The organism is Rahnella victoriana (assembly GCF_021276285.1).
In the GTDB taxonomy this organism is placed as follows: domain Bacteria; phylum Pseudomonadota; class Gammaproteobacteria; order Enterobacterales; family Enterobacteriaceae; genus Rahnella; species Rahnella victoriana.
Window position 1 is genome coordinate 344,886 of the sequence record NZ_CP089920.1, and the last position, 19,738, is coordinate 364,623.

At 51.2% G+C, this 19,738-nt stretch carries 21 protein-coding genes and 1 pseudogene; 11 read left to right on the forward strand and 11 right to left on the reverse strand.

The features are described from left to right. Positions 1 to 74: 74 nt before the first annotated feature. The 3 genes from ycgZ to J9880_RS22935 all read left to right on the forward strand — a co-directional run bounded on the left by ycgZ (position 75) and on the right by J9880_RS22935 (position 1,416). Entirely contained in the window at positions 75 to 278 is a 204-nt protein-coding gene (gene ycgZ, locus J9880_RS22925) for a regulatory protein YcgZ (RefSeq protein WP_232770894.1), read from the forward strand. A gap of 422 nt (positions 279 to 700) precedes the next feature. Continuing rightward, complete coding sequence (locus J9880_RS22930) at positions 701 to 1,072, forward strand: biofilm/acid-resistance regulator YmgB/AriR (RefSeq protein WP_408637248.1); 372 nt, start codon at positions 701 to 703, stop codon at positions 1,070 to 1,072. Positions 1,073 to 1,158: 86 nt separating this feature from the next. Beyond that, positions 1,159 to 1,416 (forward strand): biofilm development regulator YmgB/AriR family protein, encoded by a 258-nt coding sequence (locus J9880_RS22935; RefSeq protein ID WP_095925358.1) that lies wholly within the window; start codon positions 1,159 to 1,161, stop codon positions 1,414 to 1,416. Positions 1,417 to 1,526: 110 nt separating this feature from the next. Here J9880_RS22935 and J9880_RS22940 read toward each other — a convergent pair whose 3' ends face one another. Continuing rightward, complete coding sequence (locus J9880_RS22940) at positions 1,527 to 2,768, reverse strand: diguanylate phosphodiesterase (RefSeq protein ID WP_232770895.1); 1,242 nt, start codon at positions 2,766 to 2,768, stop codon at positions 1,527 to 1,529. A gap of 196 nt (positions 2,769 to 2,964) precedes the next feature. Between J9880_RS22940 and tehB the strand changes: the two genes are divergently transcribed. Together tehB and J9880_RS22950 are read left to right on the forward strand one after the other, a co-directional pair. Continuing rightward, a complete protein-coding gene (tehB, locus tag J9880_RS22945; protein ID WP_232770896.1) occupies positions 2,965 to 3,564 on the forward strand; it encodes a tellurite resistance methyltransferase TehB in 600 nt (199 codons plus the stop codon). Between the two features lie 82 nt (positions 3,565 to 3,646). Continuing rightward, positions 3,647 to 3,919, forward strand: a complete 273-nt coding sequence (locus tag J9880_RS22950; protein WP_232770897.1) for a DUF883 family protein — start codon at positions 3,647 to 3,649, stop codon at positions 3,917 to 3,919. 51 nt (positions 3,920 to 3,970) lie between these two features. Here the strand turns inward: J9880_RS22950 and J9880_RS22955 are convergent, their stop codons facing one another. Further along, on the reverse strand, positions 3,971 to 4,168 hold the full coding sequence (locus tag J9880_RS22955; protein WP_095925362.1) for a hypothetical protein: 198 nt from the start codon (positions 4,166 to 4,168) through the stop codon (positions 3,971 to 3,973). A gap of 160 nt (positions 4,169 to 4,328) precedes the next feature. Here J9880_RS22955 and J9880_RS22960 point away from each other — a divergent pair, with 160 nt between their 5' ends. Further along, positions 4,329 to 6,728: a phosphoketolase family protein gene (locus J9880_RS22960; RefSeq protein WP_232770898.1), complete on the forward strand. Its 2,400-nt coding sequence runs from the start codon at positions 4,329 to 4,331 to the stop codon at positions 6,726 to 6,728. 124 nt (positions 6,729 to 6,852) lie between these two features. Here J9880_RS22960 and J9880_RS22965 read toward each other — a convergent pair whose 3' ends face one another. Next, a complete protein-coding gene (locus tag J9880_RS22965) occupies positions 6,853 to 7,284 on the reverse strand; it encodes an OsmC family protein (protein WP_095925364.1) in 432 nt (143 codons plus the stop codon). 135 nt (positions 7,285 to 7,419) lie between these two features. On the opposite strand from J9880_RS22965, the gene J9880_RS22970 reads away from it, so the two are divergent. The 3 genes from J9880_RS22970 (at position 7,420) to J9880_RS22980 (ending at position 8,555) form a co-directional block, all read left to right on the forward strand. Beyond that, on the forward strand, positions 7,420 to 7,599 hold the full coding sequence (locus J9880_RS22970; protein ID WP_131694342.1) for a DUF2158 domain-containing protein: 180 nt from the start codon (positions 7,420 to 7,422) through the stop codon (positions 7,597 to 7,599). A 125-nt stretch (positions 7,600 to 7,724) separates the two neighbouring features. Further along, on the forward strand, positions 7,725 to 8,060 hold the full coding sequence (locus J9880_RS22975; protein ID WP_232770899.1) for a nuclear transport factor 2 family protein: 336 nt from the start codon (positions 7,725 to 7,727) through the stop codon (positions 8,058 to 8,060). Positions 8,061 to 8,195: 135 nt separating this feature from the next. Continuing rightward, a complete protein-coding gene (locus J9880_RS22980) occupies positions 8,196 to 8,555 on the forward strand; it encodes an outer membrane protein assembly factor BamD (RefSeq protein WP_131694344.1) in 360 nt (119 codons plus the stop codon). 71 nt (positions 8,556 to 8,626) lie between these two features. Here J9880_RS22980 and metQ read toward each other — a convergent pair whose 3' ends face one another. The 3 genes from metQ to J9880_RS22995 form a co-directional block, all read right to left on the reverse strand. Then, on the reverse strand, positions 8,627 to 9,439 hold the full coding sequence (gene metQ / locus J9880_RS22985) for a methionine ABC transporter substrate-binding lipoprotein MetQ (protein WP_232770900.1): 813 nt from the start codon (positions 9,437 to 9,439) through the stop codon (positions 8,627 to 8,629). A gap of 237 nt (positions 9,440 to 9,676) precedes the next feature. Then, positions 9,677 to 10,888, reverse strand: coding sequence for an MFS transporter (locus J9880_RS22990; RefSeq protein WP_131694345.1), 1,212 nt, complete (start codon positions 10,886 to 10,888; stop codon positions 9,677 to 9,679). A gap of 423 nt (positions 10,889 to 11,311) precedes the next feature. Next, entirely contained in the window at positions 11,312 to 11,647 is a 336-nt protein-coding gene (locus tag J9880_RS22995; RefSeq protein ID WP_095925370.1) for a DMT family transporter, read from the reverse strand. Positions 11,648 to 11,928: 281 nt separating this feature from the next. Here J9880_RS22995 and J9880_RS23000 point away from each other — a divergent pair, with 281 nt between their 5' ends. After that, positions 11,929 to 12,231 carry a hypothetical protein gene (locus tag J9880_RS23000; protein WP_095925371.1) on the forward strand — a complete coding sequence of 101 codons (303 nt, stop codon included), beginning with the start codon at positions 11,929 to 11,931 and terminating at the stop codon, positions 12,229 to 12,231. Continuing rightward, positions 12,212 to 13,441: a type III PLP-dependent enzyme domain-containing protein gene (locus J9880_RS23005; RefSeq protein ID WP_232770901.1), complete on the forward strand. Its 1,230-nt coding sequence runs from the start codon at positions 12,212 to 12,214 to the stop codon at positions 13,439 to 13,441. The genes J9880_RS23000 and J9880_RS23005 overlap by 20 nt, the downstream gene beginning before the upstream one ends. On the opposite strand, the pseudogene J9880_RS23010 reads toward J9880_RS23005, so the two are convergent. The 5 genes and pseudogenes from J9880_RS23010 to J9880_RS23030 form a co-directional block, all read right to left on the reverse strand. Beyond that, positions 13,402 to 13,887 (reverse strand): annotated as a pseudogene (locus J9880_RS23010) (4'-phosphopantetheinyl transferase family protein); the annotation flags it as partial. The gene J9880_RS23005 and the pseudogene J9880_RS23010 overlap by 40 nt on opposite strands. After that, the gene (locus J9880_RS23015; protein ID WP_095925391.1) at positions 13,814 to 15,127 is read right to left on the reverse strand and encodes a sensor histidine kinase; all 1,314 of its coding nucleotides are present in this window, start codon (positions 15,125 to 15,127) and stop codon (positions 13,814 to 13,816) included. The pseudogene J9880_RS23010 and the gene J9880_RS23015, both read right to left, overlap by 74 nt. After that, positions 15,120 to 16,532, reverse strand: a complete 1,413-nt coding sequence (locus tag J9880_RS23020; RefSeq protein WP_095925392.1) for a sigma-54-dependent transcriptional regulator — start codon at positions 16,530 to 16,532, stop codon at positions 15,120 to 15,122. Before J9880_RS23020 ends, J9880_RS23015 begins: the two co-directional genes overlap by 8 nt. A gap of 47 nt (positions 16,533 to 16,579) precedes the next feature. Beyond that, the gene (locus tag J9880_RS23025) at positions 16,580 to 19,009 is read right to left on the reverse strand and encodes an ABC transporter permease (RefSeq protein ID WP_095925393.1); all 2,430 of its coding nucleotides are present in this window, start codon (positions 19,007 to 19,009) and stop codon (positions 16,580 to 16,582) included. A 1-nt stretch (position 19,010) separates the two neighbouring features. Beyond that, positions 19,011 to 19,727 (reverse strand): ABC transporter ATP-binding protein, encoded by a 717-nt coding sequence (locus J9880_RS23030; RefSeq protein WP_037033254.1) that lies wholly within the window; start codon positions 19,725 to 19,727, stop codon positions 19,011 to 19,013. Between the last annotated feature and the right edge of the window lie 11 nt (positions 19,728 to 19,738).

Here is a 19,738-nt window from a genome sequence, read left to right on the forward strand (position 1 = left end):
AATCATTACTCACACATCTATTAACATAAGGGTTAAATATGCGTCAGAACAGACACAACGGGATGTCTCCGGACATGTCATCTTCCTTATATAATCAGGTATTTTCTGAAGAGGAATCCATGGGTCGCGTTGTCGTTGAAATTCTGCAGGCAGGAAAGAACCTTAATCGCAAAGCGTTATGTTCAAAACTTTTAAATCGTGTTGAAGCCGCTGGCAGTGAAGAAGAGGAAAAGCATTATATGAAGCTTATCCGTCTGGTTCTTGAGCGGGATTCATGATCCTCTTTAATTAATTTCGTAGTGCAACGATTGGCTTCATAGCATTTCAGTTCGACATATTATGCGGGCATGATTCATTCACGGCCTACCCCTATTTTATGCCTTAAGGCGTAGAATACTTACTCTGAACCTGAAGCTAATCTGCCCAAGACCTTTGGCCGGCGTATATTCAGAGGCTGCTAATATGTATAGAAGTAATGAAGAAAGACTGACTGATAAGCTGATAGGTGAGGCTGTTATTTCCTTGCTTAAATCAAAAAGTCCAATATCCACCGACCGACTCATTGCGCAGTTACAGTTTATGGCTGTAAGCGCAGACAACATAAATCGAAAAAGTGCCTGCGAACGGATTATTAATGAGATCCGCCATGATCTGGCTGATAAGCGTGCGCGAATCAGTTATGAGGTGCGGGACGTCGACAATGTACGACACTTTTTCAATGCTGAAGGGCCGTCCGATGACCAGAAAAAACATTGATACATCAAACGCGTATGCCGCAAGCCATAGCGATTCGATGTCATTAAATCCCTCACAGTCAGTGACAGACTCTGTGCGTAATTCAGACGTGTATCAATATTTTAGCAAAGCCGGCGAACTCTTTTTAAGCGAAACAGAAGTATTAGGTGCCGCTATTCGTCAGATTCTGGCCGAGAAAGGCACAGTGACTAATAAGGCCATTATTTTACATCTGATAACCCGGCTTGAATGCACGACGGATGTCGTGCAATTAGATATTCTGCGCAGTGCACTGGAAATGGTGGTGGGCATGACGCCCGATGATTTCACTGTCTGATAACCGCGGGTTCATTTAATCATCTTCACGCTCAGTGTTAAATCTGGCGTGCATTCTCATCAACAGCAAGTGCGGAGGGTATTAAAATGCAAGATGTGTCTTATACTCATGTGAAATTGGCGGATTATATTCTGACGGAAGATCCGGAACTTCTGCTCGGCAATGAAACCGTCATCCGTATTTATAATAATTTAAAAAAGCATAAACAACAGGTCACCCATAAAGACATTATTCTTTGTTTAATCCAGAGAATTGAGCAGGAAAGTGACGACAGCAAGCAGAATATTTACTTAGAAGCCCTTGAATACGTGGTTTACCGCACGCCGGACGATGATACGATTTAAGCTATCAACGGCGTGGGGACAGGAATTGGTGAATCAGTCCGCAAACAGAGCCTGTTTAGCGGACTGATTTATATAATGCTACTCAGAATACCTTCATCATAATAAGGATATTACAGGTTAAGGATGCCGGACGGATATTCCGATTTAACTTCCGGCCAGGTCACCACCGGCGCGCCATTGAGCCTTGGCGCAGCAAACAACGCGCCCTGAAAATTACACACCCCTGCCGCATCGAGCCACATCCATTCTTCCGGCTTTTCTACACCCGTCGCAATCACTGAAATTTCCAATGCAGAGCAAAATCTGATTATGGCCTGTACCACGGCCTGTTTCGAACCGCTGGTGTGGATGTCACAAATCATCTCGCGATCAATCATAATTTTGTCAGGCTGGCTCTGGGTCAGCAGCAGCAACCCCGCCGATCCTGCGCCGAAGTCATCAATCGCCAGACGCATTCCTGAGGCTTTGAGCTGCTTCAGCGCACGGGTGAAACTCTCTTCGCGGGTGACGACGCCATTCTCTGTGATGGCCACCACGATTTGCTCCGGCACCAGACCATGCGCCGTGATTTCCTCAACCAAAAAATCCACCGCATCCGGCAATCGGGATAACGTCATCGGCAAAAGTTTGATGGACAGCGTGTTATCGCTGAGCCCCATCTTTTGTGCCAGCGCAAAAGCCAGTTTTTTAGATTTCAGATCGGCTTCATAAATGGTGGTGCGGGAAAGCGTGGAAAAATATTCCATCGGAGAACGCCCCCCCGGACCGCACAGATTGGCCTCCCAGGAGATAATCTCGCGGCTTAGCGGATCAACGACCGGTTGAAATGTGAAGCTGTAATCCTGCATCTCAGGAAAGAGTAACCCTGCCTCCGGTTTCAGTGGCTCATCGGCGATGAAAGACCACGTACTGGCGGGCAGGATTTCGAGATAATTTTCCTTTTCCCGCGCCTGCACAAAGGTACATAAAAATTGAAGCGCACGGTCTTCATAAGTCAGCCGATATTTGGACGTTCCTTTATCCAGAACCGCCTGCAGGACGACATCTTCGTGATGGTGTCTGAGGTCAAAAATTTCCATTCCCACATTGCCGAAGCGGCGTGAGGGCGCGTAATCGCGCATAAGAGTGACGACATTATTATGGCGCTGATCCCGGCAAATCGTCTGATATATGGCATCAACGGCCTCTTCAGGCCCTTCGAGCAACTGGAAAAAATGCGTACCATCAAAAAGCAGAATACCGGTGATGCCGGATATTTCATTTTTAACGTTGGCGCGCGACACCATATCGTCCAGCGAGGCAGGCTGCACAGACTCACTGATGTGGCTGCGATAAACGAGGGTTAAAAGCATTGAGGTTTTCCAGGACAGGCTGAGTGTTAACCTTCACGATAACAGAAATTTAACTTACGAAAAAAGCACAATGGATAAATTTTCTCTTTCCAATACGGTTATGAATAACCCGCCTGCTGATCCTTAAGAGTCATGGCGCTGACGCCAGTTTGGAGGATAATCGCGGTATTCGATTCACTTTTTAGGAAACCACGGAATGACTCAGCCACTTGCGCCAGAAGACTATTACACCGAAAAATACGGCCTGACCCGTACCCACTCTGAAATCCTCCACGCCGCACAGTATGTTCAGCCCGGCAAGGCGCTGGATCTGGGCTGTGGCAGCGGGCGTAACTCGCTGTATCTCAACCTGAAAGGCTTTGATGTCACGGGCTGGGACAACAACCCGTTAAGCGTCGCAAAAGTGAATGAGATTATTGCGGCCGAATCCCTGCAACATATCCATATCAGCGAACAGGATCTGAACACTCATCGTTTCGGCGGCGACTATGATTTTATCTTTTCCACCGTGGTGATGATGTTCCTGCAACGTGACAGCATTCCGCACATCATTGCCGATATGCATGCCGCCACCAAAACCGGCGGCTACAACCTGATTGTCGCGGCGATGGACAGCCCGGATTACCCGTGTCCGCTGCCCTTCCCGTTTACCTTCCGGCCGGAAGAATTACGTAATTATTATCAAGGCTGGGAGATTGTGAAATACAACGAAGAGGTGGGCGAACTGCATAAACGTGACGAAAACGGCGACCGCTACAAGCTGCGCTTTGCGACGTTGCTGGCAAGAAAAGTCTGATATCTGTCGGCATCCGGCTGGCAGGCCATGCAGATCCTGACTTTTCGGCTAGACTTAAATTCCACCCAAAAAGGAGCGCGATATGTCATCACAAGACTTTGATAAAGATCCTAACCGTGTGGAAGATAAAATAGAAAACACGGTTAACCAGTTCGCCGGTGAGGCACAAAAGCAATTTGGAGATTTTGTCGATTCTCCTAAACACCAGCTGAAAGGTGCTGCCCGCAAATATTCCGCGCAGGCGGGTGAAGTGGTTTCTGATGTGGCGGATAAGATCAAAGAGAATCCGCTGTCGGGACTGATTGCCGCCGGTGCGATTGGCGTGGTGCTGGGCCTGCTTTTAGGTCGCAAGTAACCTCAGCAAAGAAAGCCCTGTCCGGGCTTTCTTTGTTTCCCCCTCCGCTTTTCACAGTCCCTTACTCACCAGCAGCGCCGCCTGCACAAAAATTTCATCCTCCAGCCCGTCCCCTTTTTTGCGTCCGAGTCGTCGTAATTCCTCAACAATGCTTTCCCGGCAGATCATCGTTCTGCTGGTAATCAGTCCCATCACGGCGGCACCGATGGCCAGTCCGATTAATCCTGTTTTTTCGTTTTCGTCCTTCATTTTTACCCCGGTAAATTATTTTAGTTTTTAAGGCAATGCACAGTATCTATAGCTGATCTTGCGCGAGTTGTCAGAGTTCACACCCCCGTCAACTTGGCCGGGATCGCATTTTTCTATTAGGGTTAAAAGACACCCCCAGCAGAAAAACCGGAGGAAAACGATGACGCAACCCTCTTCACCGCAGTCCGCAGAAGCGGAACTCAGACAAGTTGACCGCTACTGGCGGGCGGCAAATTACCTCTCTGTCGGACAAATCTACCTGATGGATAACCCGCTGCTGCGGGAGCCGCTGAAACCTGAGCACATCAAACCACGGCTGCTGGGTCACTGGGGCACCACGCCGGGACTGAACTTTATCTATGCCCATCTCAACCGGGCTATCTGTCAGCGGGATCTGGATGTCATTTATATCTGCGGCCCCGGACATGGCGGACCGGGGATGGTGGCCAATACCTGGCTGGAAGGCAGCTACAGCGAGATTTACCCCGATATCAGCGAGGATGCCAGCGGCATGCAAAAACTGTTCAGGCAGTTTTCGTTTCCCGGTGGCATTCCCAGTCATGCCGCACCTGAAACCCCCGGTTCGATTAACGAAGGCGGCGAGTTAGGCTATTCGCTGTCGCATGCTTTCGGGGCGGTGTTTGATAACCCGGATCTGGTTGCCGCCTGCGTCATTGGCGACGGGGAAGCCGAAACCGGCCCGCTGGCCTCAAGCTGGCATGGGATTAAATTCCTCAATGCCGTACGCGACGGCGCGGTGCTGCCGGTGCTGCATCTTAACGGCTATAAAATCGCTAACCCGACCATTCTCGGACGCATGAGCGATGAAGATCTGCGCCAGCTGTTTTCCGGTTACGGCTACGAGCCGTTGTTCGTCAGCGGCCACGAACCGGAACAGATGCATATTCAGATGGCGCGGACGCTGAACATTGCGCTGGATATCATTAAAGATCATCAGCAGCGCGCCCGCGCCGGTACGCCGACCCAGGGCGTGCCGCGCTGGCCGATGATCGTTCTGCGCAGTCCGAAAGGCTGGACCGGGCCAAAAACTGTTGATGGCAAAAAAGTCGAAGGTTTCTGGCGTGCGCATCAGGTGCCGGTTTCCTCCTGCCGTGAAAACGACGAGCACCGTAAAATTCTTGAGGACTGGATGCGCAGCTACCAGCCTGAGGATTTATTCGATGAGCAGGGGCGGCTGCAACCGGATTTGCGCGCGCTGGCGCCACAGGGCGATAAACGCATGGGCGCATCACCTTTCGCCAACGGTGGCAGGCTGCGACGCGAACTGGTGCCTGCGGAACTGGCGAAATTCGCGGTAACGCTCACCTCGCGCGGCGAACCGCAGGTGCAATCGACGGAAATGCTCGGCCGCTATCTGGCGGATATCTTTACCCTCAATCACGATAATTTCCGCCTGTTCGGCCCGGATGAGACCGCCTCTAACCGGCTCAGCGATGTGTTTGATGTCACTGACCGCACCTGGCTGGAAGAGATCGAACCTTACGATGAGCAGCTGTCACCGGAGGGCCGGGTGATGGAAATTCTCAGTGAACATCAGTGTCAGGGCTGGCTGGAAGGGTATCTGCTCACCGGACGGCACGGGCTGTTCAACTGCTATGAAGCCTTTATTCATATCGTCGACTCGATGTTTAACCAGCACGCCAAATGGCTGAAAGTGACGCGCAAACTGCCGTGGCGACAGCCGATTTCGTCGCTCAACTATCTGCTTTCCTCCCATGTCTGGCGGCAGGATCACAACGGCTACAGCCATCAGGATCCGGGTTTTATGGATCACGTCGCTAACAAGAAAGCCGACATCGTGCGGATTTATCTGCCGCCGGATGCCAATACGCTGCTGTGGGTGGCGGATCACTGCCTGCAAACCTGGGACCGCATCAACGTGATTGTGGCCGGTAAACAACCTGCGCCGCAGTGGCTGTCAGCGGAAGAAGCCGCCGCGCATTGTGCGACCGGTATGGGCATCTGGCCGTGGGCGGGCAATGAGCAGGACGGCACCGAACCCGATGTGGTGATGGCCTGCGCGGGGGATGTGCCAACCATGGAGACGCTGGCCGCCGTCGATCTGTTGCGGGAATATCTGCCGGATCTCAGCGTGCGGGTGGTGAACGTGGTGGATATCATGGCATTGCAGACAGAGGAACAGCATCCTCACGGACTGAGCGAGGCGGCGTTCGACGATATCTTCACGCAGAACAAACCGGTGATTTTCGCCTTCCACGGCTATCCGAGCCTGATCCACCGTTTAACCTATCAGCGTAATAATCACCGCAATTTCCACGTCAGCGGTTTTATGGAAGAAGGCACCACCACCACGCCGTTTGATATGACGGTCCTCAACGAGCTGGATCGCTTCCATCTGGCGCAGGCAGCCATTGTGCATACGGAGAAACTGCAAGGCAAAGCGGACGATATTCTGGATGACTTGCAGGAGAAAATCGCCGCTCACCATCGTTACGTACGGGAATATGGCGAGGATTTACCGGAAGTCCGCAACTGGAAATGGCCGTCACAACAGGGAAGCGACGGCGCGCCGGAGTAACGGAGCTGGCCGTCATACCTTATGCATGGCGGCCTCAGCGGATTGCTTATCTGCTAATAACACAAAAGCCACGCAACGATCGCGTGGCTTTTTCTTTTTCAGAAACATATTTTCCGTTAAATCATCAGTTTTCCAGCTGGTAGGTCAGCGTGATTTCCGCTTTCAGTACCTGCGAAACCGGGCATCCGGCTTTGGCTTTTTTGATGATTTCATCAAACTTATCTTTGTCGATCCCCGGCAGCTTCACTTTGCTGTCGAGCGCGATTTTGGTGATCGCGAAGCCGCCATCCACTTTATCCAGTGAAACATCTGCGACCGTATCGATACTTTCCGGCGTGTGTCCCGCTTCGCCCAGCATCAGGGAGAGCGCCATCGAGAAGCAGGCGGAGTGCGCCGCGCCAATCAGTTCTTCCGGGTTGGTGCCGGGTTTGCCTTCAAAACGGGTGTTGAATCCATACGGCTGATCTTTCAGGGCACCACTTTCAGAAGAGATGTAACCTTTCCCGTGTTTAATATCGCCTTCCCAGTGCGCCTGTCCTTTCTTATGAATGGTCATGTTTTCCTCCGGTTTGTATTACATTGATATTAAGTATAGCTTCTCATCAGTGAACCGCGAGGATGGCCGGGCTATGCGGCCTGCACGACCCCTTTCCCAAAATTAGAAACCCATTGAAAACAGAGGAAATAAAAGATGTTTAAACCGCAAGATCTCGTTCAGTCAAAAACCGGCGGCCCGAAGATGTTGGTACTGCGTGTTGATGGTGACACCTTGTGGTGCGCCCGCGCAGACGATTTCTCCCAAAAGGAAATCGAAGTCCCTGCGGATTCCGTCGATCTCTATCATGAAGACGGTGATTTTGGCGTGTGCTGATCGCCGCATCGTTTACCTGTCAGGCTGCTACGGCGGCCTTTTTTGTTTCCCCTCGATTGCCACGCCTCTTTCTATGAATTAATATGCGTTATTAATAGATAATAATTCATAATGAGTGATGATAAATGGACGCCGTTATCCCGGTAGAAAAGCAGTTCCAGGCTTATAATCAACACGATCTGGCTGCCTTTGTGGCCTGCTACAGTGACGACTTTGTCGCATACCGAATGCCAAATTTGTCGCCTTCACTGGAAGGCAAAACGGCGCTCGAAATGTTTTATAAAAACCACCGGTTCAATAATAAGGCGTTGCGCGCTGAACTGGTTTCACGCACCGTGCTGGGCAACAAAGTCTTCGATCATGAAATGATTTACGGGATTTATGACCAGCCGGTGAACAGCATCGCTGTATTTGAAGTGGAAAATGGGCTGATTAAAACGGCGTGGTTCTACTTTGAATAAACATGCAGTTTCACGCGACTAAAATTATTCACCGGTAATGATTGATTATCTGTAATCATAATTTCCAATTATGTAAACTTCTGAATATAGTAGCCGGAATTAACTGAGAATAATCGGATGAAGGAACCGGCCATAATGAATAAGCATTTTGCGTGTCTGTCAGTGTTTCTGGCTGCGGCCTTTTTAACAGGGTGCGCGCAACCAACGGCCAGGACCGCTGAGCAGGACCCGTCAGCGCTTAACAACCGCTGCTACACTGAGTTCAAAGCGCTTCAAACGCTGGATAAACAGGCTTTCAGTGTTTATAAGCAACAATTTAGTCAGCTCAATGAGGCGTACGCCGTTTACAAAACTAATGCCTCGCTGATTAACAAAGATTCCAAAGAGATGTTTGCGCTTGAATTAAAAGATAAACAGACACTCATTTGTGCCCGTGTGAAAAGCGCCGTATTCAATAACATGAATCAGCGTTCGCAGATGTTGAACGATATCTGATAATACCCCACATTGAATCCTGGGATTTTATAATCTCAGGATTCAATGATATTGCCTCTTCCCTGCCTGACTTACCAGCCCTTCACCGCATCCCCGTGGTAGATTTCATCCGCCGCTTTGACTGTCGCGTCCGTATGATAAGCCTGAAGCAGTTCCTTTACTGTCTGGCTGTCTTTGTTGTCTTCACGCGCCACGATGATGTTCACATACGGCGAATCTTTGTCTTCCACAAACAACCCGTTTTTGCCCGGCGTCAGCCCGACCTGGCCTGAATAGGTGGTGTTGATAATCGCCAGCTCGATTTTGTCGTCGTCGATGGCGCGGGTCAGTTGTGGCGCTTCGATTTCAACTATCTTCAGGTGTTTCGGATTTTCGATGATATCCAGCGAAGTAGGCAGCAGGCCGACGCCGTCTTTCAGTTTGATCAGCCCGACTTTTTGCAGCAACAGCAGTGAACGCCCGAGATTGGTCGGATCATTTGGCACCGCCACCTGCGCGTTATCGCTTAACTGGTCGAGGGATTTAATTTTGCGGGAGTAACCGGCGATCGGATAAACGAAGGTTTTCCCCACTTCCACCAGTTTGTAGCCGCGCTCTTTGACTTGCTTATCCAGATACGGACGATGCTGGAAAGAATTGACGTCGATATCGCCACTGCTCAGCGCGGAGTTAGGTAACACGAAATCGTTGAAGGTGACCACTTCGACATCGAGGTTGTATTTGTCTTTGGCGGTTTTCTTGATGGTTTCCCACATTTGCTGATCGATACCGGCACTGATACCGACCTTGATGTGATGCTCATTAGATTTTTGATCACAACCACTCAGCGCCAGCGCGCCAACCAGAGATAACGCCAGAACTGAAAGTTTTATTGCTATGCGCATACAGGTTTACTCTTTCCGTGAATAATGAAAACGTTGAAGTCGCTTCAACAAAGACCCCAGTGTTTCAAAGCACTACACGTTGAGCAAATACGAAAAAGAAATAACCTAATGAAAAAATGGCGTTATTTACCGGCACTATGCGAAAGAGAGAGTCTGATATCAAACAAAGCCCGCAATGCGCGGGCTTCAGAAGGACAAATATTGATATGTGGAAAGATTTCCTGATCGTCCGTCAGATCATTCTTTCGCCCCGTGCAGGGTGACCGGTTGCGGGCGCGACAGGAAAATCGTGATGCCCGCCAGCAGGGTCAGTACTCCTCCCAGCAAAAAGGCGCTGCTGACACCGGCGCTGTCCGCAAGGATCCCGCCAAACAGCGCGCCCAGCGCCAGTGACGTCTGAAACACACACACCAGCAGCGCCGAACCGGTTTCAAATAAGGCAGGCGACGCCTGATACGTCCAGATATTCAGACACACCGGCAGTGCGCCAAACGCGAGTCCCCACAAAATCACCAGCGCACTGGCCAGAGGCAACGGCACGTTAAACAGCGACAGCACCAGAACCGAGAGACTGAGCAGCAGCATGTTGAGCATAAAGGCCCGCTTCACACCGAATTCCCGCACGGTAATTTCAGTGGTGAGTGTGCCGATCAGCCCGGCGACGCCGTACCCCATCAGCAGCAGAGAAATATTGCTGGCAGAGAGTTGCAGGTTGAACCGCAGCCACGGCTCGAGGTAGGTGTAGGCCGCGAAATGGCCGCCCGCCATAAAGACGCCGATGATCAGCGCATAGCGGATCCCTGCCACTTTCGTGACGCCCAGCATGGCGCGCAGGCCGATGGATTGCTGCGCCGGTAACGAAGGCAGCGCCAGCCATTGCAGAATGAAGAACACCAGCGCCAGCACGGTGTTAAGCGTAAACGCCATCCGCCAGCCGAACAGATCGCCGATAAAGGCGCCTGCCGGCACCCCCGCGACGGTGCCGACGGCCACGCCTGCGGTGATCAGCGAAATGGCGCGTGCGCCCTGCTCTTCCGCCACCAGCCGCCGTCCTGACGGAATGGCAAACGACCAGAAGCCGCCGACCCCGACGCCGAGAATAATGCGTCCGATCAGCAAAATGTTGAACGACTCCGCCATCACCGCAATCCCGTTTGCCAGGATCACCGTGGCTGAAAGCAGCAACAGCAAGGTGCGGCGATCCATTTTTTTGGCGAACAGCATAATCAGGGGGGCGGAAATCGCCGCAATGATACCGGGCAGCATGACCGCCAGCCCGGCGTGACCTTCGGTTACGCCCAGAGACTGCGCGATCGGCGAAAGCAAGCCGATCGGCAGAAATTCAGTATTAACCAGCACGAACGTGCCGCAAGCGAGTGAAAAGACCGCCAGCCAGCGGCGGAAAGCAGACGTGTCTGGCCGGGTGTCAGCTGATGTGCACTCAGTCATTTATTATCCTTATCCCCTTCATTCTTCAAATTGCAGATGCGTTGGCTGCACTTGCTCACCCGAATCACTTACTTTAGTAAGCTCATCGGGATTCACTCGCTTGCCGCCTTCCTGCAATTCGAATTATTTCGGGTATGTTGTTTTGTTATTAGAACGTAATAAACGTGATCACTATCACAGGGTCAAGGCATTTTCATAATGACTGTTAGGGTATTTCTTATCTGTCGGACGAATAAGCCAGTCCCCGCCTGCGATGCGGGCTACAGAGGCATCCGGCGCCGCAAACGAAAAAGGCACATACAGATAACGCCGATCAGAAAATCCTTCCACATTTAGGTATGTTGTAACTAAGTTGCTACGCAGTGAAGAAACCGGCCGTCAGGCCGGCAGCGATCATTTTGCGGGGAGTAATATCAGGAAATGTTAATGTGTTACCGATTTGGAACAGAGCTGAATAATGATGATGCCGATGGCGATACACGCCATGCCGATCAGCGCGGGCGTATCCAGCCGTTGTTTGTAGAAAAAGAATGACATGGCAGAGACCAGGAAAATCCCCATCCCCGCCCAGATAGCATAGGCGATACCGATATTCATCACTTTGACGACCTGAGAAAGGCCATAAAACGAGACTGAATACCCCACGACGACAATAATGCTCGGGATCAGGCGGGTAAATCCGTTGGAGGCTTTCATCATCGTGGTCGCCAGCGTTTCGGCGCAGATAGAAACGGCAAGGATGAGATATATTTTGAACATATGACCTTCTGAATATGAGATTTGAAAAATAAAGCTTTACCCCGCAGAGTCTTACATTAAATAGTCCTGACGGCAATCATGGTTGATTTTACTGTCTTCATAAAATAACCGAATACGAATTCCTCGAATCCCCCCAATTATTATGTCAGTGAGTCGTCATGACACAGGTGAACTTATCCCGTCCCTTAATTTCTTCTTTTATTGCGGATGCAATTTCAAGCAAATCTTTCTGAGTAGGCCGGATAAGATGTCGGCACGAAGTTTTTAACGTGGCGAAACTAATGACTATTTCATCGGCGACGAAAGATTTTATACTCTCCTCATTAGAAAAAGTGGGTGTTGACAATAGGAAGCTGGCAGCTATTGCAGAAGGCGCTGAAATCTACGGGCCTGAAGGGCTGCTGGATTCGATCCATCTGGTGGGTTTTATCGCAGAGATGGGCGAATGGCTGGAAGCCAGAAGCAATGCTTCTGAGAGCTTTTTCGATATCCTCGATGGCGATCTTTTCGAAAACTTCCGCAATATTCATCAGATTGAATCCCTGTTATTCCGGAGGTTTAGCGATGTCAGCTTTTCCTCCTGATAGCCAGTTTATTAGCGTAGAAAATATCGACGATATTCCTTATCAGCGTCTGGCTGACAAGGTTCCGACGCCGTTTTATGCCTACAGTGCCTCGCAAATAAAGGCAGACTTTGCAGCTTTAAAAAAATCACTTCCTGATGAGATTCATTATTTCTATTCGCTCAAAGCCAATCCCAATAAAACAATCGTTCAGTTGTTAAGCCGGGAAGGAACGGGTTGTGAAGTGTGTTCCCTGGCGGAACTGGAAACAGTAATACGTCAGGGGATCCCCGCGGGGGATATTATTTTTGTTGGTCCCGGTAAACATATTGCTGAATTAACCCAATGTTGTCGCATTGGTATTAAAGCTGTCGTCATCGAATCCATTGAAGAAATAAAGCTTCTTAATGATATCGCTGCCAGCATGGGCGTCATACAAACCATCGCCCTGCGTATCAATCCTGACTTTACTGGCGAAAAAGCCAAACTGGTGATGAGTGGCAAACCGCGGCAATTTGGCATAGATGAACAACTTTTGCCGCAGGCATTTGCCTGTGTCGGGCAGCAAAGCAATGTACGACTTGCAGGGATCCACATTTATCTCGGTACACGGATCCTCGACTGGCAGGCGCTGGCCAAAAATACGCTGAATATTCTGTCACTGGCTGAATCTTTGCAGGATATCTACAAGATCGATTTTGATTTTGTCGATGTCGGCGGCGGTTTCGGCGTCAGGTATTTCGATAAAGAAAAGCCGCTGGATATTGTTGCGCTGGGTGAGGCACTGGCTCCGGTTATCCGCAATTATCATGACAAATTTCCGCGCTGTAAGATCATCGTCGAACTGGGCAGATACCTGATTGCCCGCGCAGGCATTTTTGTCACCCGCGTTAATTATCTCAAACCCTCACGTGATGAATGGTTCGCGGTATGTGATGGCGGAGCCAACTGTCACGGCAGTGCGGCAGGCATCAACTCGCTGATCCGGCGTAATTTCCCGATGGCCCGTCTGGGTGAAACCCCTGCCGGTACACAACATCGGTATCAGGTGACCGGCCCGCTGTGTACACCCACCGATTTGTTTGTGCCTGATGCGCACCGGACACCTGCGCAATGCCGCAGTGTTGAGGGATGGCACAAAAAACCGGCCAGCGACTGCGTAAGTCCGGTTCCCCGCGCTTTGAGCCAGGCTTCCTTCACACTCCACAACCGGGTAAACCGCAGCAGGTAATCGGCCTCATCTTCTGCCAGCCAGCGCTGTTCATCTGGGTGGAAAAACCGGCGGGCGATGGCTTTTTTCACCTCCACTTTGCCGCTGACTTTTTCCAGATCGACCCCGACCTCGGCCCCGCGACACAGCACTATCGCCGCCGATGTTCCGCTGTGGGATAAGTTAAAGTGCCACTGAGGAAAATCAGGCAGCCAGGGTTTACCCTCAGGGGTTCTTGCGATAATTAACTGCGTATCGGTCACCGGTAAGCAGCTCGTCAGTATCTGACGCAGCCAGCAATGCGCCTGCTGTCGCAGCAGTTTTCCCGACAGCGAAGGCGCAAAGTGACGGATCAGGCAAAATCCTTCGCCTGTCTTCAGTTCAGGGAGGGGATCACCGTGGTAAATTGAGGGTAACACGGCAACCGGTGCGATCATGGCGATTCTCCAGAGACAGATACCCGCCATGACTTTCAGCGATTTGCCGGCACAAAATCAGTCCGATGCCACTGCCGTTGGGTTTGGTGGTATAGAAAGGAACAAACAGGTTTTTGGGGTTGGTCAGCCCGACCCCCTGGTCAAGAATAGTCACAAACAGCCGCCCTTTTTCCTCTGACCATTCAATGCAAACCGGCGCCGTGGTATCGCTCATTGCCTCATCGGCATTTTTAATCAGGTTGATGAGCAACTGGTGGATTTGCACCCGGTCGACATCCACTATCAGCGGCGCGGGGCCTTTCAGGGTAATTTTACGGTGCGCGAACAACAGCGGCAGTTCCGCAATCAGGGCGGCGACATCAAGCGGTGCTTTAACGGGCGGCGCGAGCTTGCTTAGCTGGCGGTAACTGCTGACAAACGCGATAAGCTCTTTAGCCCGGCGGTTGATAAGATCGATACCTTCCGCAAAGCCCTCCGGCAGGTTTTCTGTATGGCGGCGATAGTGCTGCTGGAGCATCTGGCTGATAGAGGCAATCGGGCTCAGTGAATTGTTTATTTCATGGCTGATCACGCGCAGCAGATTTTGCCAGGCTTTTTGTTCTTCCTGACGCAGCATGTCATCAACGTCACTGACAAACAGCAACACGTTCTGGATCCCGTCAACCATGTAGGTATCACTGGACACTTTATAACGCCCCGGACGCCCTTCATGATGAGACTCCACCGGATGTTCCCGGTTGGCATTTTGCAACAGCGTATCAAGTTGCCAGTGGCTGGATTTCTCGCCGATCAGCTTTTCCAGCGAGGTACCCAGCATCCGCGAGGCCGCATTGTTACACCAGACCAGCCGGTTATTGCCGTCAATCGCGAAAATGGCCACAGTGATATTGGAAATCACTTTTTGCAGCAGAAAATCCATTTCTCTTTGCTGCTGGCGGTGGCGTGATAACTGACCAGAAATCGCATTGATCTGTTCAATGACGCCTTCAAACACCCCTTCCCCGCTGGTCACACCGCGAAGGCTAAAATCTTCCTGCTCAACGGCTTCTAACAGGTTAGAAATCACATTGATTTTATAGAGAAGCTGCTGGAAAAAGTGATAGGAAAAATACACTAACGTGACGCACAGGATAAAGAGCGTGAGACATTTCAGGTAGAAAGACTGCTGCGGGAAACACCACAGCAGCAGATAGGCAACAACGCCCCCGAGCGGGGACAAACTGCACAGGATTAAATGACGCGTCTCAAAGGATCGAAAAAGTTTACTCATGACAGATTTTTAATTTATCCAGTCGTCGGTAAAAAGCGCTGCGACTCAGCCCTAACGATTCTGCCGCTTTCACTGCATTTCCGTCATAGTGACGCAGGCGTTGTAAAAGCACCGTTTCTTCCACTTCTGCCAGCGTGCCCGTCTCGAGTTGCGTCACCGGCTTATGCTGTAACGCATGACCCGTATTTTGCTCCTTCACCGGCAGTGGCAGGCAAAGATCCGCCAGGTCGATCGTATTATTACGGCAAAGCAATACACCTCGCTCAAGCAGATGACTCAGTTCGCGGATATTGCCCGGCCATGAATATTCATGCAGTCCTTGCCGCGCCATCGCCGATAATATCGGTTTAGGTTTATTGTACTTGCGGGCAAAGCGTTGCATGAAACGTTCGGCCAGCGGCTCAATATCTTCCTGCCGTTCACGTAGCGGCGGTAACGGAATTTGTATGACATTCAGCCGGTAAAGCAAATCCTGCCGGAATCTCCCTTCCACCACGGCTTTTTCAAGATCCGTATTGGTGGCCGCAATGATCCGGCATTGGGTGCTTTGTGTGCGCGATGAACCCACGCGTTCGAACTGCCGTTCTTCCAGGACGCGCAGTAATTTTACCTGCTGGGACAACGGCAAATTGCCAATTTCATCGAGGAATAATGTGCCTTTATCGGCCAGTTCAAAGCGGCCAATGCGGTTTTCCCGCGCATCGGTAAACGCGCCTTTCACATGTCCGAACATTTCACTTTCAAACAACTGCTCATTGATGCACCCCATGTTGACTTCAACAATGCTGTGATCACGGCGGGAGGATAACTGATGTATATAGCGGGCGAGCAGGCTTTTGCCGGTGCCATTTTCACCCAGGATCAGGATGCTGGTATCCGTAGCCGCCACCGTTTCAACCACGTTGATCAACTGTTTCATGGCCTGAGAACGGACAACCCATTCATTGCCCATGTCATCTTCAAGCGCCATTTTCAGCAGCTTATTTTCTTCTCTGAGGCAATTCCCGGAACGTCTTGCCTGACTCAATGCGATCTGTTGCTGAACAATGCTTAACAGGCGTTCGTTATCCCAGGGTTTCTGGATAAAATCCGCCGCGCCGGCCCGCATGGCGCTGACGATGATGTCAACGCTTCCCCAACCGGTCATTGCCACGGCAGGCAGGCAGTCATCAAATTTCTTTAACTCATCCAGCAGTTGCAAACCTTCCAGACCCGAGGTGGTGTCTTTCTGAAAGTTCATGTCCATCAACACCAGATCAAAGGGCTTTGCGGACAAATGTGACAATAAACGGTCAGCCTGCGTTTCCAGCGTCACGTCATACCCTTCCAGACGGAGCAGCATGTCAAGGCTGGTCAGAATGCCTGCATCATCATCAATAACAAGAATACGTTTTTTTTCGTTCATTAAAGCATCCGGCTTGTGCCGCCGCACCCGTCAGGCGCGGCGTCAAATTATTCGTAGCGAATGGCATCCGCAGGCGACATACGAATGGCGCGTCGGGAAGGCAACCACACCGCTAACGCCACAATCAAAGAGATCATAATGGCTACGCCCCAGAAGAGCAGTGCAAAGGATGTATGCCCGTTGCCCAATATACGCGTCAGCTTGGGTGCGACAAAGAAGGCCAGAGGCAGCCCGATAATCAGGCCAATGCCTAATTGCTTACTGCCCTGCAGCATCAGCATCCGCAACAGAACCCCTTCCGTGGCCCCCATGGCCATACGCACACCGATCTCCTGAATACGTTGATTTATCACATTGCGCATCACCGCATAAATACCGGTAGCGGCCAGTATTACCGCGACCACGCCAAACAGCATAAAGAGGTTAGCGATGAAATGCAGCCCGGCGGTATTTCTGGCCAGACGCTGATTTAGCGTTTGCACCTGATTGACCGACAGCGTGCTGTCAATCTGACGTACCGCATTGATCAGCGCAGGGCCTAACGTATCAGGATTCTGAGCGCCGAGCACCAGCGTTAATGAAGCCGCCGGTATTTGCGTCAGCGAGCGATAAACCGTGACCCGCTGACGAAACGCGCTGAAAGGCCGGCCATGAATAACGTTAGGCACCACACCGATAACCGTGAACCAGCGCTGATCATCCGAATCACGAAAACGCAGACGCTTACCGATCACATCCCGCTCACCGGGCCAGAACTGCTCCGCAAACGACTGGCTGACCACCACAACGGGTTGCGAGTCCTGCGTGTCACTGCTGGCAAACTCCCTTCCGGCTACCGGCGTGATGCCCATTCCCACCAGGCTTCCCGGCATCACTTGTACATCATTGACGAGAGGATAAGACCAGCGGTCTTTGCTGTTGTTACCCGACGAATCGATATCCACCTGACGGGGAACGGTAAATTGTCCGACGGCACTGGTAGTGATGGCCGTTTTTTCAACGCCTGGTATCCCGCTGAGGGACGACTGCAGTCGCTGGTAGAACAGGATCCGGCTCGCATCATCAGGATACTGGTTGGCATTGAGATTAATCTGACCGGTTAGATAGCCCTGCGTCACCACCCCGTAATCGGCCCGGGTTGCCTGGTAGACCAGCAGCGCCAGCAACGCACTGATACACAAAATGGAACAGGATAATCCGACTTCAAACGTCACCAGAATACGGGAAACCTTGCCCGCTCCGCGGCTTTGTGCGCCACGCGTTCCGTCCCGCAGCACATCGTTGAAATTGCCGTGGGTGATTTTCCAGGCAGGCAACGCACTGGTGACGACAGCGGTCATGATGACCAGCACTAAGGCATTGAGGATCATGACGTTATCCAGTGACAAGTGCCACCAGAACGGAATTTTGTTCGGCACGAAAGTCGGGAGTAATGTATTGGTGATCTCCAGTCCCCACGCCGCAAGCAGAACGGCGATGACGCCCGAGAAGGTGCAGATAAATAAGCTTTCCCACATCATTTGCATGACCAGACGACCGGAAGGTGACCCCAGGGCGACACGGATAGCGATTTCTTTTGAACGCTCTGTGGTTCTGGCCAGTAACAAGTTGCCGACATTGCAACACGCCAGCACAAGAACAAAAGCGACGGCAAAAAGCATGACGATGAATATCGGCATGGTCTCTTCACCCATGAAATTTTCCTGGAATGTCAGTACCTGAGCCGATAGCCCTTTATTGCTTTCAGGATACTCAGAGGCCAGCGACTGCATCACCTGAGCGAGATCGCGGTCAGCGTCAGCGAGCGGAACACCGGGTTTCAGGCGGGCATAAACCGACACTTCCGGCGCGCCTTTGCGCACCAGATACTGTGAGGGATCCAGCTTAGAAGGCAGCCAGAGATCATGAAAGAAGGGAAAGGCAAAATTGGCGGGCATGATCCCCACAATGCGTGTATGTATGCCATTAACCAGTACATCCCGGCCAATAAGCTGTTCATCGGCAGCAAAGTAGTTTTGCCACATACCATAGCTGATGACAGCAACAGGCGTCGCGCCAGGCTGGACATCTTCACTGTTCAGCACCCTGCCACGATAGGGCTGGACGCCAGCATAAGAAAACATCTCCGGCGTATTACGGATAGCCATATAGGAAACCGCTTTCGTACCGTCACTGATATCGGCACGTTCCGCATAAAAATAACCAACATCATTGAGCGTGGTGTTGCGCGCCTTGATGTCCTTGTAGTCCAGGAAGTTGACCCCGGAATCACTCAGACTGACGCCATTAACTGTCGGGTTAACTAACACCATGTTTTTCCCGTCCGGGTAAGGAAGTGGCGTAAACATGATGGTATTAATCACTGAAAACATATAAAGCGTCAGTGCCAGACCACAGGACATGATCAGCACCGTGATGAAGGTAAATGACGGACTTTTGAGTAGCAGGCGTAAGGCATATCGGATATCAAAAAGCATTTTATGCTTCCTTTATCAGGGTCAGTTCCCGTGCCACATGTCCGTCTCCGACGACCTGTCCGTCAGAGAGCACAATGCTGCGTTGCGCCCGTTCGGCTGAACGCGGGTCATGGGTTACGATGCAGATAGTGGCCCCTTCCTGATGCAGCTTATCGAGTATATTCAGCACCGCCTCGGCATTGTGGGAGTCCAGGTTACCCGTCGGTTCATCCGCCAGAATAATGGAAGGATTGCCCACGATAGCCCGCGCGACGGCCACACGCTGCTGCTGTCCGCCGGAAAGCTGTGAAGGATAATGCCGTCCACGGTGGGACATATTGACCTTGTCTAAAGCCTCCGCCACCCTCTGCTGTCGTTCAGTCTTAGAGATATCCTTGCGGTAAGTGAGTGGCAGGGAGACATTTTCCTCAATGGTTAAATCGCTGATGAGATTAAATGACTGGAAGATGAAGCCGATATCGCGATTTCTTACCAGAGCACGCTGCTTTTTAGAAATATTCTCTACATTATGCCCGGCCAGCTGATAAGTACCGGTAGAGGCCACATCCAGCAGCCCCAGAATCGACAACAGCGTTGATTTTCCACAGCCTGACGGCCCGGAAATCGCCACATATTCCCCTTTGGAAATGCTCAGCGTGATCTTGCTCAGGGCGTGTGTCTCAATTTCATCCGTCAAAAATATTTTATTCACATCAGTGAGTTCTACCAGTGATTCCATTATTTTTATCT